The 14,573-nt window shown below is 64.6% G+C and carries 14 protein-coding genes; 8 read left to right on the forward strand and 6 right to left on the reverse strand.

What is annotated here, in order from left to right:
- Positions 1 to 17 precede the first annotated feature (17 nt).
- From BRA1253DRAFT_RS35940 to BRA1253DRAFT_RS35950, 3 genes are all read left to right on the forward strand, one after another.
- Positions 18 to 1,325, forward strand: coding sequence for an adenylate/guanylate cyclase domain-containing protein (locus BRA1253DRAFT_RS35940; RefSeq protein ID WP_007602452.1), 1,308 nt, complete (start codon positions 18 to 20; stop codon positions 1,323 to 1,325).
- Positions 1,326 to 1,709: 384 nt separating this feature from the next.
- On the forward strand, positions 1,710 to 2,021 hold the full coding sequence (locus BRA1253DRAFT_RS35945; RefSeq protein WP_245286040.1) for an amidohydrolase family protein: 312 nt from the start codon (positions 1,710 to 1,712) through the stop codon (positions 2,019 to 2,021).
- 123 nt (positions 2,022 to 2,144) lie between these two features.
- Positions 2,145 to 3,059, forward strand: a complete 915-nt coding sequence (locus BRA1253DRAFT_RS35950) for a PhzF family phenazine biosynthesis protein (protein WP_007602456.1) — start codon at positions 2,145 to 2,147, stop codon at positions 3,057 to 3,059.
- Positions 3,060 to 3,174: 115 nt separating this feature from the next.
- Here the strand turns inward: BRA1253DRAFT_RS35950 and BRA1253DRAFT_RS35955 are convergent, their stop codons facing one another.
- A complete protein-coding gene (locus tag BRA1253DRAFT_RS35955; RefSeq protein WP_007602457.1) occupies positions 3,175 to 3,636 on the reverse strand; it encodes a DUF488 family protein in 462 nt (153 codons plus the stop codon).
- Between the two features lie 22 nt (positions 3,637 to 3,658).
- A complete protein-coding gene (locus BRA1253DRAFT_RS35960) occupies positions 3,659 to 4,480 on the reverse strand; it encodes a DUF72 domain-containing protein (protein WP_007602458.1) in 822 nt (273 codons plus the stop codon).
- A gap of 115 nt (positions 4,481 to 4,595) precedes the next feature.
- On the opposite strand from BRA1253DRAFT_RS35960, the gene BRA1253DRAFT_RS35965 reads away from it, so the two are divergent.
- The 4 genes from BRA1253DRAFT_RS35965 (at position 4,596) to BRA1253DRAFT_RS35980 (ending at position 8,201) form a co-directional block, all read left to right on the forward strand.
- Positions 4,596 to 4,976 carry a hypothetical protein gene (locus tag BRA1253DRAFT_RS35965; RefSeq protein ID WP_007602461.1) on the forward strand — a complete coding sequence of 127 codons (381 nt, stop codon included), beginning with the start codon at positions 4,596 to 4,598 and terminating at the stop codon, positions 4,974 to 4,976.
- An 88-nt stretch (positions 4,977 to 5,064) separates the two neighbouring features.
- Entirely contained in the window at positions 5,065 to 5,268 is a 204-nt protein-coding gene (locus tag BRA1253DRAFT_RS35970; RefSeq protein ID WP_007602463.1) for a hypothetical protein, read from the forward strand.
- A 290-nt stretch (positions 5,269 to 5,558) separates the two neighbouring features.
- Entirely contained in the window at positions 5,559 to 6,692 is a 1,134-nt protein-coding gene (locus BRA1253DRAFT_RS35975) for a glycosyltransferase family 2 protein (RefSeq protein WP_007602465.1), read from the forward strand.
- Positions 6,693 to 6,698: 6 nt separating this feature from the next.
- The gene (locus BRA1253DRAFT_RS35980; RefSeq protein WP_007602466.1) at positions 6,699 to 8,201 is read left to right on the forward strand and encodes a glycosyltransferase family 39 protein; all 1,503 of its coding nucleotides are present in this window, start codon (positions 6,699 to 6,701) and stop codon (positions 8,199 to 8,201) included.
- Positions 8,202 to 8,227: 26 nt separating this feature from the next.
- Here BRA1253DRAFT_RS35980 and BRA1253DRAFT_RS35985 read toward each other — a convergent pair whose 3' ends face one another.
- Entirely contained in the window at positions 8,228 to 10,117 is a 1,890-nt protein-coding gene (locus BRA1253DRAFT_RS35985; RefSeq protein ID WP_007602467.1) for a CHASE2 domain-containing protein, read from the reverse strand.
- Positions 10,118 to 10,193: 76 nt separating this feature from the next.
- Positions 10,194 to 10,718: a FecR domain-containing protein gene (locus tag BRA1253DRAFT_RS35990; RefSeq protein WP_007602468.1), complete on the reverse strand. Its 525-nt coding sequence runs from the start codon at positions 10,716 to 10,718 to the stop codon at positions 10,194 to 10,196.
- A gap of 647 nt (positions 10,719 to 11,365) precedes the next feature.
- Here BRA1253DRAFT_RS35990 and BRA1253DRAFT_RS35995 point away from each other — a divergent pair.
- Positions 11,366 to 12,439 carry a DUF2778 domain-containing protein gene (locus BRA1253DRAFT_RS35995; RefSeq protein WP_035994611.1) on the forward strand — a complete coding sequence of 358 codons (1,074 nt, stop codon included), beginning with the start codon at positions 11,366 to 11,368 and terminating at the stop codon, positions 12,437 to 12,439.
- Positions 12,440 to 12,470: 31 nt separating this feature from the next.
- On the opposite strand, the gene BRA1253DRAFT_RS36000 is transcribed toward BRA1253DRAFT_RS35995, so the two are convergent.
- Positions 12,471 to 13,823: a caspase family protein gene (locus tag BRA1253DRAFT_RS36000; protein ID WP_007602470.1), complete on the reverse strand. Its 1,353-nt coding sequence runs from the start codon at positions 13,821 to 13,823 to the stop codon at positions 12,471 to 12,473.
- A gap of 111 nt (positions 13,824 to 13,934) precedes the next feature.
- A complete protein-coding gene (locus tag BRA1253DRAFT_RS36005; RefSeq protein WP_007602471.1) occupies positions 13,935 to 14,573 on the reverse strand; it encodes a glutathione binding-like protein in 639 nt (212 codons plus the stop codon).

Genomic DNA, 14,573 nt, shown 5'->3' on the forward strand with positions numbered 1-14,573 from the left:
GGAATCAAGGGGGCGGAATGGTCAGCTTTGCGAGCAGGAAGGCCCGGCAGCATGCCGTGATGTCCGAAGACTTCGAGCGCGAGCTGACGCGGGAGGTGCTGCGGACCGAGCTGTTGCGGGTGAGGGCGTTGATCATCACGGGCTGCGTCATGATCCTGTTTCTCACCGCAACCTATCTGATCGACCCCGCCATCGTGAACCGGGTCTGGCGCGGGACGGAGGGCCTGGTCCGCGAATACGGTCTCTTGGCAGGCTTCGTCCTCTTCGAAGTCTGGGTCCACAGCCAGATCAGGCGATACCTCAAGCTCGATCGCGACCTTCCGGTGATAAGGCGCTATATCGGCGCAACAATCGAAACGTCGCTGCCAACGATCATCCTGATCCTGCAGATTCACAGCATGGGCGCGAGCCAGGCGCTCGGGTTCGTGCTGCCACTGGCCTATTTCATCTTCATCATTCTTTCGACGCTGCGGCTTGATTTCTGGCTGTCCACCTTCACGGGATTTGTGGCCGCAGCCGAACTCCTGGCTGTCGCGCTGTATTACAACTCGGTCAGCGAGTCCGGTGAACCCCTGATCTACTTTCACGCGGTCCGCAGCACCATCATCCTGATTTGCGGCGTGCTGGCGGGCGCCGTCGGCGCGCGATTGCGGCGGCAATTTGCGGCGAGCATTGCGGCAGCCACTGCGCGCGACCGGGTGACCAACCTGTTCGGCCAGCACGTCTCGCCGCAGGTTGTGGAGCGGCTGATGACGGAGGGGACGGGTGCCGCCGGCGACCTCCGCCGAGTCGCCGTGATGTTCGTCGACTTCCGCGGCTTCACCGCCGGCGCGCAGTCGCGTACTCCCCAGGAGGTGGTCGACCGGCTCGACGGCGCCTTCGCCGTGCTGGTCGACATTCTCGACCGCGAGGGTGGCATCGTGAACAAGTTTCTGGGCGACGGCTTTCTCGCCCTGTTCGGTGCGCCGCTCGAGGCCTCCGACGCCGCGCATCGCGCAGTCGCCGCGGGCCGCGAGATGCTGACCGCGATGGAGCGCATCAACGCGCAGACGAGCTGGCCCCTCAAGATCGGCATCGGCATCCATTTCGGCGAGGTCGTCGCCGGCAATATCGGCTCGCCCCGGCGCAAGGAGTACACTGTGATCGGCGACACCGTGAACTTCGCCTCACGGCTAGAGGCGCTCAACAAGGAGTTCGGCTCGCAGCTCCTGATCTCCGCGTCTGTCCGCGACGCGCTGGGCGCCGACGGCGACGATGCGGTCTCGCTCGGCGAGGTCGAGGTGCGCGGCTACGAGCAGAAGGTGGCGGTGTTTCAACTGGGGTGAGGGCCGCCTCCTGCGCCTTCACTTGTGAGTCGCGTTTCGTTGAAGCGGCTCGCGTTTCGTTGAAGGCGCGTGATGAAATATCCTTGGTAGCTTTTGGGTCTTGCACGGTGGAAGCCGAAAATCTCAGCTTCCCTTTGTCACCCGGAGAAAGCCAATGACTCGATCGATCCCTGTTGCAGCCGCCCTGATCGCCGCTGCTGTCACCCAAAGCCAGGCCGCATCGGCGCGGGACAGCGTGCCGCGCCGCGCCGCAACTCACGTGGCGACCGACTGCGTCAGGGCTCCCGCAGCAGGCGCGTATGCCTCTGCGCCTTACACGCAGCCGCCTTGCCTCCCCAATACGGCGTCCGCGTACTAACTCGCTGCAGAGACGAAGCCGGGCCGGTGAAGTCCGCCAGCCCGGCGTTGCGAACGCTGATGGCGGACTCCGCGGGATCTCGCGCTGGAGGTAGCCGAGTAGATTCGGCGCCGTATCGCAACGGCGCGGCCGGCGAAGATTTTGCGAAGACGGCCTACCCGCTGCTGCGCAACGCGTACGGCCTTGATCGACTGCTCTGGGGCAGCGACTGGCCGCACACGCAGTTCGAGAAGGCGCAAAGCTACGCGAAGAACCTGCGATTTATCGATGGGCTGATCGTCGATCAGAGTGAACGCGCGCAAGTGCTAGCATCGCCACGTTCGCTCTGCCGCTTTTGATCCGTCTTCCGCGATTGCTCCGATTGCACTCTATTTTGGGGCATGACGGGCGATGTCGCCGGCTTGTAGAGTGCCGGCGATGCAGCCGACCGCGGCTGCGCTTGCGTGAAGAGGAAGCGAAAGATGCAGCGCCGCTACATCACCATCGACGTGTTCACCGACCGCGCCTTCGGCGGCAACCAGCTCGCCGTGGTGCTCGATGCCGGCGGGCTCTCCACACAGCAGATGCAGGCGATCGCGACCGAGTTCAACTATTCGGAGACCACCTTCGTGCTGCCGCCGCGCGACAGGGGCAACGACGCCGAGGTGCGCATCTTCACACCGGTGAGGGAAATGCCGTTCGCCGGCCATCCCAATATCGGCACCTCCTTCGTGCTGGCGAGCCTCGCGAAAGAGCCGAAGCCGCGCCTTTTGTTCGAGGAGAAGGCGGGGGTGGTGCCGGTCGATATTTTTCGGGAGCAGGGAAGGGTCATCAGCACCGAACTCACCGCGCCGCAGCCGCTGTCGCGATTGGCGCAGGTTTCCGCCGCTGACGTTGCGGCCTGCATCTCCTTGACCGCTGATGACATCAGGATCGATCACCACGCGCCGCAGGTCGTCGGCGTCGGAACGCCGTTCCTGGTGGCGGAGGTGCATTCGCGCGATGCGCTGAAACGGGCCAGGCCCGACGCGGCCGCGTTCGGCAGGGTCTTGCCGCGCGACGACGCCCGCTCGGTGTGGTTCTATACACGCGACGTGCCCGCGGCGGAGGCGCCGTGCGAACGGCAGGCGCGCATGTTCATGCGCGGCGCCAGCGGCCTCACCGAGGATCCCGCCACCGGCAGCGCCACGGTTGCAGCCGCCGCGCTGTTTGCCGAGCTCGATGCCACGCGAGATGGCGAATTGAAGCTCACGGTCGGCCAGGGCTTTGACATGGGTCGGCCGAGCCTCCTGCTGACGCGCGTGCGCAAGCAGGACGGCAAGATCGTCTCAGCCCATGTCGGCGGGTGCTGCGTGCAGATGATGGAAGGAACGTTCAGGCTCGCGGGGGAGGGGTAATGGTCATTCCGGGGCGCGCGTGGCGCGAGCCCGGAATCCATTCATCCACCAACTCTGCGGCCCGATGGATTCCGGGCTCGCGCCAAGAGGCGCGCCCCGGAATGACGGGCGGAGGTTAGATCTGCCGTCCCGCCAAATTCTTCACCGTCACGCCGTTACGCTCCTCGATGATCTCAGCGATCATCTGGCGATGGCAGTGGGTGTGATCGCGTTCATAGCAAAGCAGACAGACCGGACCTGCTTTCTTCACCAACGCGGAGAGCTCGTCCATCTGCTCCCGGGCCTCCGGCGTCTTCAGGTGCTTTGAGAAAATCTTCTCCAGCACATCGTATTGCCCGCTGCGGGCGGCGAGGCGGCCTTCCTTCGGCGTTCCGAGCGCGGCGAGGTGGACATAGGCGATGCCGCGTTCGTCGAGGCCCGCGGACAACTGCTTCTTGGAAAAGCCGGGCCGGCGCGACGACGTCACCGCGCGCACATCGACGACCAGCTTGACTCCGGATTGCTCCAGCTCGTCCAGTACGGCCTTCGGCGGCGTCTGCTCATAGCCGATGGTGAAAAGTTTTTTCAGCTTTGCCATGACAGACCTTTAGCGAAACACCTCAGCTCACCCGCGCGATCAGTTCCATGGCGCCGGCCGGCGCGCGCACCTTGCCTTCGTGGATGACATAGGCGAACACGTCGCGCGGCTCCTTCTTCGGCTTGGACTTGTCGACCTTCGGCAGGTCGTCGGGTTCGCTTCCCTCGGCCCAGTCCTGAAAACGCCTGGCCCAGGCATCGAGTTGCTTCGGCGGATAGCAGGTCTTGATCTCGTCATTGCCTTTCTGAAGCCGGGCATAGACGAAATCGCCGGCGACGTCGGCAATCGCCGGATATTTGCCGTGCTCGGCGAACACGACAGGCGTCTCGAATTCGCGGATCAGCGCGACGAAATCCGGCGTGCAGAAACTGTCGTGACGGACCTCGATGACATGGCGCAGCGCGCGTCCCTCGAGCTTGCGTGGCAACAGCTCGAGGAACTTGCCGAAATCGGCGCCGTCGAATTTTTTGGTCGGCGCGAACTGCCACAGCACCGGCCCAAGATGATGGCCGAGTTCCAGCACGCCGGAATCATAGAAACGCTTGATGGAATCGCCGGCCTCGGCCAGCACGCGCCGGTTGGTGGCGAATCGCGGCCCCTTGACCGAGAACACGAAGCCATCAGGCACCTCGCTCGCCCATTTGCGAAAGCTCTCCGGTTTCTGCGAGCCGTAATAGGTGCCGTTGATCTCGATCGAGGTCAGCTTCGAGGCGGCGTAGGACAGCTCCTTGGCTTGCGTGAGCTTCTCCGGATAGAACACCCCACGCCATGGTTCGAAGGTCCAGCCGCCGATGCCGATGTAGATGTTGCCGGATTTTTTAGACGCGGTTTTTGCTTTGGCCACGGGAGGATCTCGGATGCGGGAGGAGGGCCTCCATCCTAATCAAACCAGTTGTGATTGGCCAGTTGCGACGTCCCGTCTAAGCTCGCGACGGGATCTGCGAAAAAAGGAGAACAAGATGCGGATGCTGGTGGTGGGAGCGGCGCTCGTCATGATGACATCTGCTGCCATGATATCTTCAGTCATGGCCGACGATGACGATGCCAAGGGTGCGCAGAAGCTCGCCATGCAGGGCCGCGACGATTATTGGCATTGCCTGGCGCGGGAATATTCGCGCGACGGCAATCAGGGCCTGTCGGAACAGGACTTTGGCCGCTCCGTCGCCGGAGCCTGTCCGTCAGAGCGACAATACTACCGGGTGGCACTGCTCGATTATCTCACCACGCAATATCCGGGTATCGATGCCGGCGCTCATCTCGCGACCGCGAACAGAGCGGTGGAGGCGGCGCAGAAGGACATCGTGACGGCCTTCGTCAAGCACAAGCCGCCGCAGAAATAGCCCATCGACCCGTGCGTCCGGCAAGCCCTTCCGGCAGCGCGCTCATCCATGGTATCACTGGGCGCATCTGGAACAGGAATGGGTTTCCATGTCGTCTGAGTCGGTGGGGGGCATTTTGGGCGCGATCGTCGCGGCGATCGTGCTTGCGGTCGCCGTCGTCTTCGGGCCGATCGGCCAGTACGGCAAGCCGCCCAAGCCTGCGAAGGCCGATCCGGCCGCCATTACGGCGCCGGCGGCCCCTGCCGCGCCCGTGCCGCGAGGGCCGGTGATCAAGGAAGTCCCCAACCAGTAAGGGCATGAAAAAGGGCCTCTTTCGCTCCTTGCAAAGCGGCTTTGTCGTTCCTATTTAGCTTCTAACGGCGACGTTGAGCGAAAACTCCGGCGCTGGAACGACCTTGGAATAGCACAGGCTGCGCCGGATGTACGCGCCGCCCGCCGTTCCGGGGTCGTTGGCATTTTAGGGCCCCTTTTGGGCCGCCCCCCAGAGAAACCCCGGCTTGCCAGCGCAAGTTCTTGGCAGCACAAGTTCTTGGCAGCACAAGTTCTTGGCAGCACAGGACGCGGCGGATATACGCTGCCGTCATGAATCAAGCGATCAGACCGGGCTCCGATACCCCACAGGCGGCTTCGCCGGCGCCGGAATTGTCGGTCGTCGTCCCGACCTTCAACGAGCGCGACAATGTCACGGTGCTGTACCGGCGGCTGGAGGCCGTGCTGGCCGGCATCGCCTGGGAGGTCGTGTTCGTCGACGATAATTCGCCTGATGGCACCTGGGATGTCGTGCGCGCGCTGGCACAGCGCGACAGCCGCGTGCGCTGTGTCCGCCGTATTGGCCGCCGCGGCCTGTCGGGGGCCTGCATCGAGGGCATCCTGGCTTCCAGCGCGCCCTATGCGGCCGTGATCGACGCCGATCTTCAGCACGACGAGACGCAACTGCCGAAGATGCTGTCGCTGCTCGCGAGCGGGCAGGCCGAACTCGTGGTCGGCAGCCGCTACATCGAGGGCTACAAGAGCGAAGGCTTCAACAAGCAGCGCGCCGGCGCCAGCGCGCTGGCAACGGAACTCGCCAGGAAAGCGCTGCGGGTCGAGATCGCCGATCCCATGAGCGGCTTCTTCATGGTTCGCCGCGACCGCTTCGAGCAGCTGGCGCCGAAACTTTCCGTGCACGGCTTCAAGATCCTGCTCGACCTCGTCGCCAGCGCCAACGGCACCTTGCGCGCCATCGAAATTCCCTACACGTTCGGCGAGCGCCAGCACGGCGAAAGCAAGCTCGATTCGATGGTCGCGCTGGATTTTCTCGGCCTGGTGCTGGCGAAGTTCACCAACGATGCTGTCTCGTTACGTTTCCTGCTGTTCGCGATGGTCGGCGGGATCGGCCTCGTGGTGCATCTCACCACCTTGTTCATATCGCTCGAGCTGTTCAAGGAGCCGTTCGCGGAAGCGCAGGCCTCCGGCGCCATCGTCGCGATGACCAGCAATTTCGTTCTCAACAACTTCCTCACCTATCGCGACCAGCGGCTGAAGGGCTTTGCACTGCTGCGCGGGCTGATCGCGTTCTACATCGTGTGCAGCGTCGGCCTGCTCGCCAATGTCGGCGTCGCCTTTTCGGTCTACGACCAGGAGCCGATCTGGTGGCTTGCCGGTGCGGCCGGGGCGCTGATGGGCGTGGTGTGGAACTACGCGATGTCCGGACTGTTCGTCTGGCGCAAGAAATAGCTCACGATGGGCGGGACTGACGCGCGGATCGTCCGCAATACGGCGTTGGTAATCATTGCGCTGGTCGGCTTGCGGCTCGTCGCGGCCGCCGTCACGCCGATCACCTTCGACGAAGCCTATTACTGGATGTGGTCGCAGAACCTCGCCGGGGGATATTACGACCACCCGCCGATGGTTGCCTACGTCATCCGCGCCGGCACCCTCATCGCCGGCGACACCGAACTCGGCGTCCGCCTGGTCTCGATCCTGCTCGCGCTGCCGATGAGTTACGCGATCTATCGCTCCGCTGCGATCCTGTTCGGCGGTGCGCGGGTAGCGGCGACCAGCGCCATCCTGCTCAACGTGACGCTGCTGGCCTCGGTCGGCACGCTGATCGTCACGCCCGATGCGCCGCTTCTGGTTGCCTCCAGCTTCGTGCTGTTCTTTCTCGCCAAGGTGCTGGAGAGCGGCCGCGGCGTCTGGTGGCTCGCGGTCGGCGCAGCCGTCGGCGCGGCGCTCCTGTCGAAATACACCGCTATGTTCTTCGGGCTGGCGATCCTGATCTGGATCGCGGCCGTGCCGAAACTGCGGCACTGGTTTCTCTCGCCCTGGCCGTATCTCGGCGGTTTCGTTGCGCTCGCGCTGTTCTCGCCGGTGATCCTCTGGAATGCCGATCATCAATGGGTCTCGTTCGCCAAGCAGCTCGGGCGCGCCAGGATCGAGGATTTTCGTCCGGTCTTCATTGCCGAACTGATCCCGACCCAGATCGCGTTCGCAACCCCGCTGGTGTTCATCCTCGGCGCGATGGGGCTGCACGCGCTGACCTGGCGCCGGGCCGGCGCGCTGGCCTCGCGCGTGCTGATCGAGACGATGTTCTGGACCATCGTCGCCTATTTCGTCTGGCATTCGCTGCATGCCCGCGTCGAGGCCAACTGGTTCGCGCCGGTCTATCCGCCTTTCGTCGTCGCCGCGGCCGCCGCCGCCAATCTCGTGCAGTGGAAGCCGCGCCAGCGGCGCCTCGCGGATTTCTGCCTGCGCTGGGCCGCACCCACCGGCATCGTGATGTTTGCCGCGCTGATCGTGCAGGCCAATACTGGCTGGCTGTCCGGCTATCGCCGCGATGCGACCGTGCGCAGCGTCGGCGTCGGCTGGCGCGAGCTCGCTGCCGAAATCGAAGCGGTGCGCGTCCGCAATGGCGCGACCTGCGTGCTTGCGCCGGACTACGGCACGACAGGCTGGCTCGCCTTCTATCTGCCGCGCGGCAGCTGCGTGGCGCAGCAGAACCAGCGCATCCGCTGGGCCAACATGCCCGAGCCGGATCCAAAGCTGCTTGCGGGCAAGCTGATCTATGTCGACGAGCTGCGCTCTGACGGCCATCCCGCCGTCCACGACCTCTTTGGGAAGGTGACGCAGGTCGCGCAATTGCAGCGCAAGCGCGGCCCGCTCGTGATCGAGACTTACAGCATGGATCTGCTCGAAGGCGCCAAGGGCGACGTCCTGGACCGCTCGCCACCGCCGGAAGCGCGGTAGCTCTTCCTCGGAACGACGACGAAGGTTCAGTCGATCATCTCGGCCTTGGTCGCGGCCTGGTTCGGCCTGTCCTGGTCGCGCCAGAACCAGACGGTCACGACGCCGGAGCGGCCGCGGACCTGCGTGAGCAGGGGGCCCGACAGAACGCCGTCGGGACCGCTCTGAAAGTCGGCCGCATCCAGCAGCGTATCGCTGAGCGCGAGCCGCGCGCCGTTCTGGGCGGCGACCTCCATCAACCGGCTCGCCACGTTGACGGTGTCGCCTGTCGCCGTGATGTGCTGATGACTTTCGCCGAGGCGGGAGGCGACGATCGGGCCGAAATGCGCGCCGATCTTGAAGCCGAGCTGATTCCTGATCGCGGGCGGCAACGATGCGATCCAGCGTTCAACGCCGCGGTGCAGGTCGATCGCGCATTTCAGCGCGCGTGCGGCGTCGTCGGGCATTGCGCCGGGCAGGCCGAACAGGATCATGGCGCCGTCGCCGAGAAAGCCGCTGATCATGCCGCCGCAATCGATCGCGGTCTTCTCGATCAGCGCGTGAAACGCCTTTAGAATGTCCTGGAGCTCGCTTGGATCAATCCGCTCGCTCAACGCCGTGAAGCTGGAGAGATCGATGAAGACCATTGCTGCGTCCTGCCGGACGGGTGTCGACAGGAAATTCGGATCGCGCGCCAACCACTCCTGCACGGCCGGCGCCTGGAATTGCGCGAGCGACCGGCTCTTGGCTGCGAAATATTGCGTGCGGCGGCCTCCCGCCCACAATTGCACGCCGGCAAAGACCGCAACCGGCGGCACTGCTGCGGCGAGCGTGGTCGCGGCGTTCAGCCAGGCGCCGTGCGTGAACGCGAACAGATTGAAGCCGGCCCAGGCGATCATCACCGCGGCCGCGGTGACGATGCCAAGCGCGCTGCGCCGCCAGGCGAGCAGGCCTACCAGCAGCATCGGCAACAGGATCGCGATGAGCGCGTCGGCGATGTGGACCTTGCGGTCGCGCACGATGCTGTCGCCGGCGACGAGATGGGTGATCGCGGTGGAGACCACTTCGACGCCGGGCATCAGGGAATCGAACGGCGTTGGGTAGAAATCACCGCCGCCGGCGACCGAGGCCCCGATCACGACGATCCGGTTCTCGATCGCCGCGCGACTTAACGTGCCGTCGAAGATGCTCTGTGCGCTGACGGTGCGGATGGTCCGGCGCGGGCCGTAATAGGTGATCGGCAGCGCGAAATCGGTATCGGTCGGCACCGCGCGGTCGCCGAGCATCAGATGGTCCGGCGCGATCGTCAGAGACCTGTCGAGCGCGCGCGCCGCGACCCGCAACGGAAAGGACAGCTCGACCTTGTCGCTCGTCCGGAACAGCATCGGCACCGAGAGCGGCGAGCCCGATTGTCCGGTCGCAACGTTGACGACGCCGACCTCGGCATGATCGGCGAACGCCGGCAGAGGCAGCAGGAAGCGCTCGGCCTGCGGCAGGGCGGCGAGGGGGCCTTGGCCGCTGGTCTCCACGGTCTCGCTGGCGGACGGGAAAATCGCTGCGGCGGCAAGGACGATGGGACCCGTAGCCAGCGTATTTGCCAGCGTAGCGTCGCCGATCGCAGCGCTGCGGTCGACCAGCAGCAGGTCGATCGCGACGACCTTCGGCTTGAACTGCACGATGGTGTCCACGACGCGGGCGAGATCGGCGCGCGGCAGCGGATAGCTGCCGCCGCGCTTCACGACGGTGTCGTCGATCGCGACGATGGTGACGAGATCGGGCGGAACCCGCACGCCGCGGACCTGCGTCCGCCAATCCGTCAGCGTCGCCTCGAGGCGATCGAGAAAGCGCAGATGACCGTTGGCATGGCCGGCATAGATGCTCGCGCCCCACAGCGCGGTGAGGACGAGTGCCACGAGGATCTGAACGCGTCGGCTACTCATGTGGTCGTGTTGCAATTCTCTCTATCGTCCAAATGCTGTTGGCCGAGCCACGGTGACCCGAACTTATCGGCCTAGTCTATTGACCTAGTCTTGTCATCAACGCGTCGACGCGCGGCTGACCCCATGTCTTCACCGTCAACGGGCCTGTCGCTTCCACGTCGACGCCTTCGCCGCGGCCTAGTACCACGCCGCGCCCGCCGCTCCTGCGGCTCACGCCGACACGACCGTCAGCCACGAAGACGGAGGTCTTGGCCTCTGCGACATCGACCGCCCATTTCGTGCCGCGCACCGCGGCGATCGCTTGCGGCGTCAGCACCTTGAAGGGATTGCCGCCGGGCTTCCTGGGCATCTCGACCAGCAGCGCTTTGCTGCTCAACTCCACCGAGTCTATATGTCCGTCGCGGTTGGCGTCCTTAAGTTCAAATCTGGCGCCGTTTTCCGCAACGATGGTGATGCCGTTATCGCAGCGCCAGGTCTGCGTACCGGCAGCGGATGGCGATGCCGTGCAGCCAACATTGGCAGCGGGCTGGGCAATCGCATGTCCGGTCAACAGAAGCGACCCCGCCAGAGCGAAAAACCCCGCGCGCGCGAACTCTCTCATGCCAGCCTCCGTTTGCGTGCCAGGCACAGTTCAAAGCGATGTTGATACGGTACCGTATCACACGCAGAGGCTGCTGAAAAGTGCCGATATCGCAGCTATTTTCTCGGCACCGGCTTTGCCAGACCGGCTCGATCAACTTTCGGTCAGGGCGCCGTGCCGTGCGAGGGCCCTGTGCGATGCGTAAGCGGCGTGCCACGAGAGGTGGAAGCGGGCTATTGCACACCAGCCTCGCGCAATGATTCCCCGTTAACGTCCGGGTATTGAAGACCACGAAAAGGACTTGGTTGGTGCGTCTAGAGAGGCGGCCAAAGACGTTCGCCGACCGCAGCGATCCGGCCGAGAATTATAGTTAACAGACGCGCCTAAGTCCGTAGTCCTGCGGGCGTTTTCCCAAAATGGGACGACCCGAACGGGTTGCCCCACATCCGCCCGAACTTAATCCGCATTTAACTAAAAGTGGCCTTAATGACGCTCCGACCCTCTGCGAGATGCTGTTCCCGGATCGTGACCAGCGGCGCTTCGAAGGGGGACTGAGTGACACCGTTCTGGACGCAAGGCGAATGAGTACGAGTATCGCTGCGCAAGGTATCGCGGCACGGAAGTCCAAAGGGTTCTCGAGCAATTCCTATCGGAAGCCTTCCCGGAAAATGACCACGCAAAACGTGCTTGGCGCCGCCGTGATCGGCTGCGTCGTGCTTGGCGCCGGCTGGACCATCTACAGCAACATCTTTGCCGCCAGCGTCTATCCGACCGTCGGCAGCAGCGGCTACGACGAGCCCGTGATCAAGCGCGCGCCCAGGGTCGCGTTGCGCGAGGCCGGTGAGGCCGTCAAGGAAGCCTTTGCGCTCTTGCCCGACCGGTTGCAGGTGGCAGCGCCGATCTCACGCGAAATGTTCAACGATCGCTTTGCCGCGGCTGCGACCCAAGGCGTGACATCGAATGCGGCGAGCGCCGCGCCCGCAGCCAAGATCGCGGAAGCCAAGGACGCGCCGAAGCTGAGCGTGATCGCGAGGGTCGCGGAGGTCCTGAAGCCAAGTCCCGCCAAGATCGCTGACGCTGCGAAGTCCAAGCGCGGCGCCGACGCGCCGGTGCAACTTGCCTCGGCAGATCCGGCCGAGATCGTGCCGGCGCCTGAGGCGAAGCCAAAATCGATAGCCGATCGCGCCAAGGCTGCAGTGATGTCGATCACCGGGCCGCGTCAGTCGATGGTGGAAAAGCTCTGGGGTAAGCGTGAGCCCTCCGGCGGACTGCTCGCCTATGCCTCGGCCGACGCCAGCGTGACCGCTTCCATCGCGCCGAAGGAGCAGAATCCCATGCTCGGCGGTTCGGCGCCCTACGACCGCTCCACCGCGGTTTACGACATCAGCGCGAAGACGGTGTATCTGCCTGACGGCACCAAGCTCGAGGCACATTCCGGCCTCGGCTCCAATCTGGACGATCCCCGTTCCTCGCGCATCCGCATGCGTGGCGTGACGCCGCCGCACATCTACGACCTGAAGCCGCGCGAAGCGCTGTTCCACGGCGTGCCCGCGCTGCGCCTGACCCCGATCGGCGGCGAGAGCGCGATCTACGGCCGCGACGGCCTGCTCGCGCACACCTTCATGCTCGGGCCCAATGGCGATTCCAACGGCTGCGTGTCCTTCAAGGATTATTACGCGTTCCTCGACGCCTACCGCAACAAGGGCATCCGCAAACTCGCGGTGCTGGCGCGGGTGGAGTGAGGCGCAATGCGCCTCACCGCTTTTTGCACAATCAGCGCTTGACGAAGACCAGGCCGCAGGCGCGCGCCTCGTTGCGCTTGCCGGTGCCTCGGGTGCGATCGAACTGCGCATCGACCGTAAAGGCGTAGGGCGAGCCGGGCGCGAGATTGTTGAGGGTATAGGTGCTCGCCCCCGTCGTTCCGCGCGCGCTCAAAGTCGTCTTGCCGTCCGCGGGGATCTGTCCATCGATCTCCAGGCGATTGACGGCGCCCTGGCTCTGAGCGTCAGCGTGAAACACGCCGTTCGCAACCGTGGCAGACAGAGCCCGGGTGAAGCCCTGCGCCTTGCCGGTAGGCGGGCAGTTCAACGTCACGTCCCAATTGCCGTCGAAGTCCTTCGCGGTACGGGCGTTGCCGGTTGCCGGCGCGAGCGCCACCTTCTGCTTCAGGCCCTCGATCCGAGCTTTGGCGAGCGTGGCGAAGATGCAATTCGGAAATCTCGCGAGGTGATCCTCGAAAGCGCCGAGCGTGCCGATGCCGTCCGCGGCCTTCCAGTGCGCTTCTGCTGCCGCGCAAGGGTCAGCCCGGGGTGCGGCTTGCGGCGCCGCCGGGGCCACCGTGACCGACACCGGTCCGTTCAGGTAGAACTTGCCGATGATCGACAGCGACAGTTCCGGCAACTGGGTCTTGCCGCTGGAATCGTAGACGTCGCTGCTGATGTCGCGAAAAACTTCGCCGATCTCCTGCGGCTCCTCGATGTGCTTCAGGAACGCCGTCGTGTAGGGGCTGTTGCGGCCGCTGCCATCGGCCGCGGTTTGCCCGGACTGGGTTGAGAACGACACGATCGTGCCGCGCGGTGCTTCGACTTTCGACAGGCCTCGACCGATCGAGGCGCCGCGCGTCAGGCCGGCGGAGCGTTTCAAGCTTTCGGCCAGCGGATTGTCGCGGCAGGAATCCAAGATGAGGATGCGCAGGTTCTTGGCCTGCTGCAGGTCGTTCACGATATCGTCGACCCGCACGAAGCGCTTCAGGTCGGCTTCGTCGCTCAGCACGGCGTCGACAGGCATCAGATAGTTCACGCCGTTGTACTGCATCGCATGGCCGCTGTAATAGAACATGGCGACGTCGGCTTTGCTCGCGGCGCGCGCGAAGCGGATGGTGAGGTCCTGCATGTCGGCCTGGCGCAGGTCGATGCCCTGGAGCACCTCGAAGCCGCTGCGCTTGAGCGAAGCGGCGACGTCTTCGGCGTCGTGAGCCGGATTGGGAAGCTGCGCCGTACTGGCATAGGCGCCGTTGCCGATCACCAGCGCGACCCGCGTTTCCGCCGATGCAGGCTCGGGGCATAGCCACCAGGCGAAGAGGGCGACGCAAAGTTTGGCGAGGCAAAAACTGGAAAGAGCACGCATGAATGCCTTCCAAGGAAATGTCGAAAAATATCCCTCCAGATTAGCGCATGCCGCGCCGACATCAATGCCCTGCCGGAGACAACGCTCAGGTTTCGCGGCCGTGACATCCTGTCACGCCGGGCTCGCCGCCATCGTCTTGCGCACCGCCATTTCGGTCGCAATCGCATCCCGCACGGTGGGCCGGGCCTGCATGCGCGCGAGATAGGCCGATAACGATGGCCATTGCGCGATGTCGACGCCTGCGGGACGGAGCAGCAGCAAAGCCCAGGTGAGGTGGGCATCTGCCACGGTGAAGCTGTTGCCGACGAGGAATTCGCGGTCCGCCAGATGCGTGGCAGGGATCGATAAGCTCTGCGCTATCCTTGTACGCGGCTTGGCAAGCGAGGCGTCGTCCTTGTACCAGAAGGTCGGAAACAGGAACGCCTTGTGGATCTCGGCCCCGATGAAGCTCAGCCATTCCTGGAGCCGATAGCGGTCGGGATCGCCGAACGCGGGTGCAAGGCCCACCTGCGGCTTCAGATCGGCGATGTATTGCAGCACCGCCGCGCTTTCGGTCAGCCGCTCGCCGTTTTCCAGCACCAGGACCGGCACCGCGCCCTTCGGCGAAACGCCGAGGAAGTCGCTGCCGTCGTCCACGACCTGCTTGGTCTGGAGATGGACCGGATGATAGCGGGCCTCGAGGCCCGCTTCCATCAGCGCGATGCGGCTCGCAAGCGAGCAGGCCATGGGGGAGAAGTAGAGTTGCAGCAT

The sequence above is a fragment of the Bradyrhizobium sp. WSM1253 genome (assembly GCF_000244935.1).
Lineage (GTDB): Bacteria > Pseudomonadota > Alphaproteobacteria > Rhizobiales > Xanthobacteraceae > Bradyrhizobium > Bradyrhizobium canariense.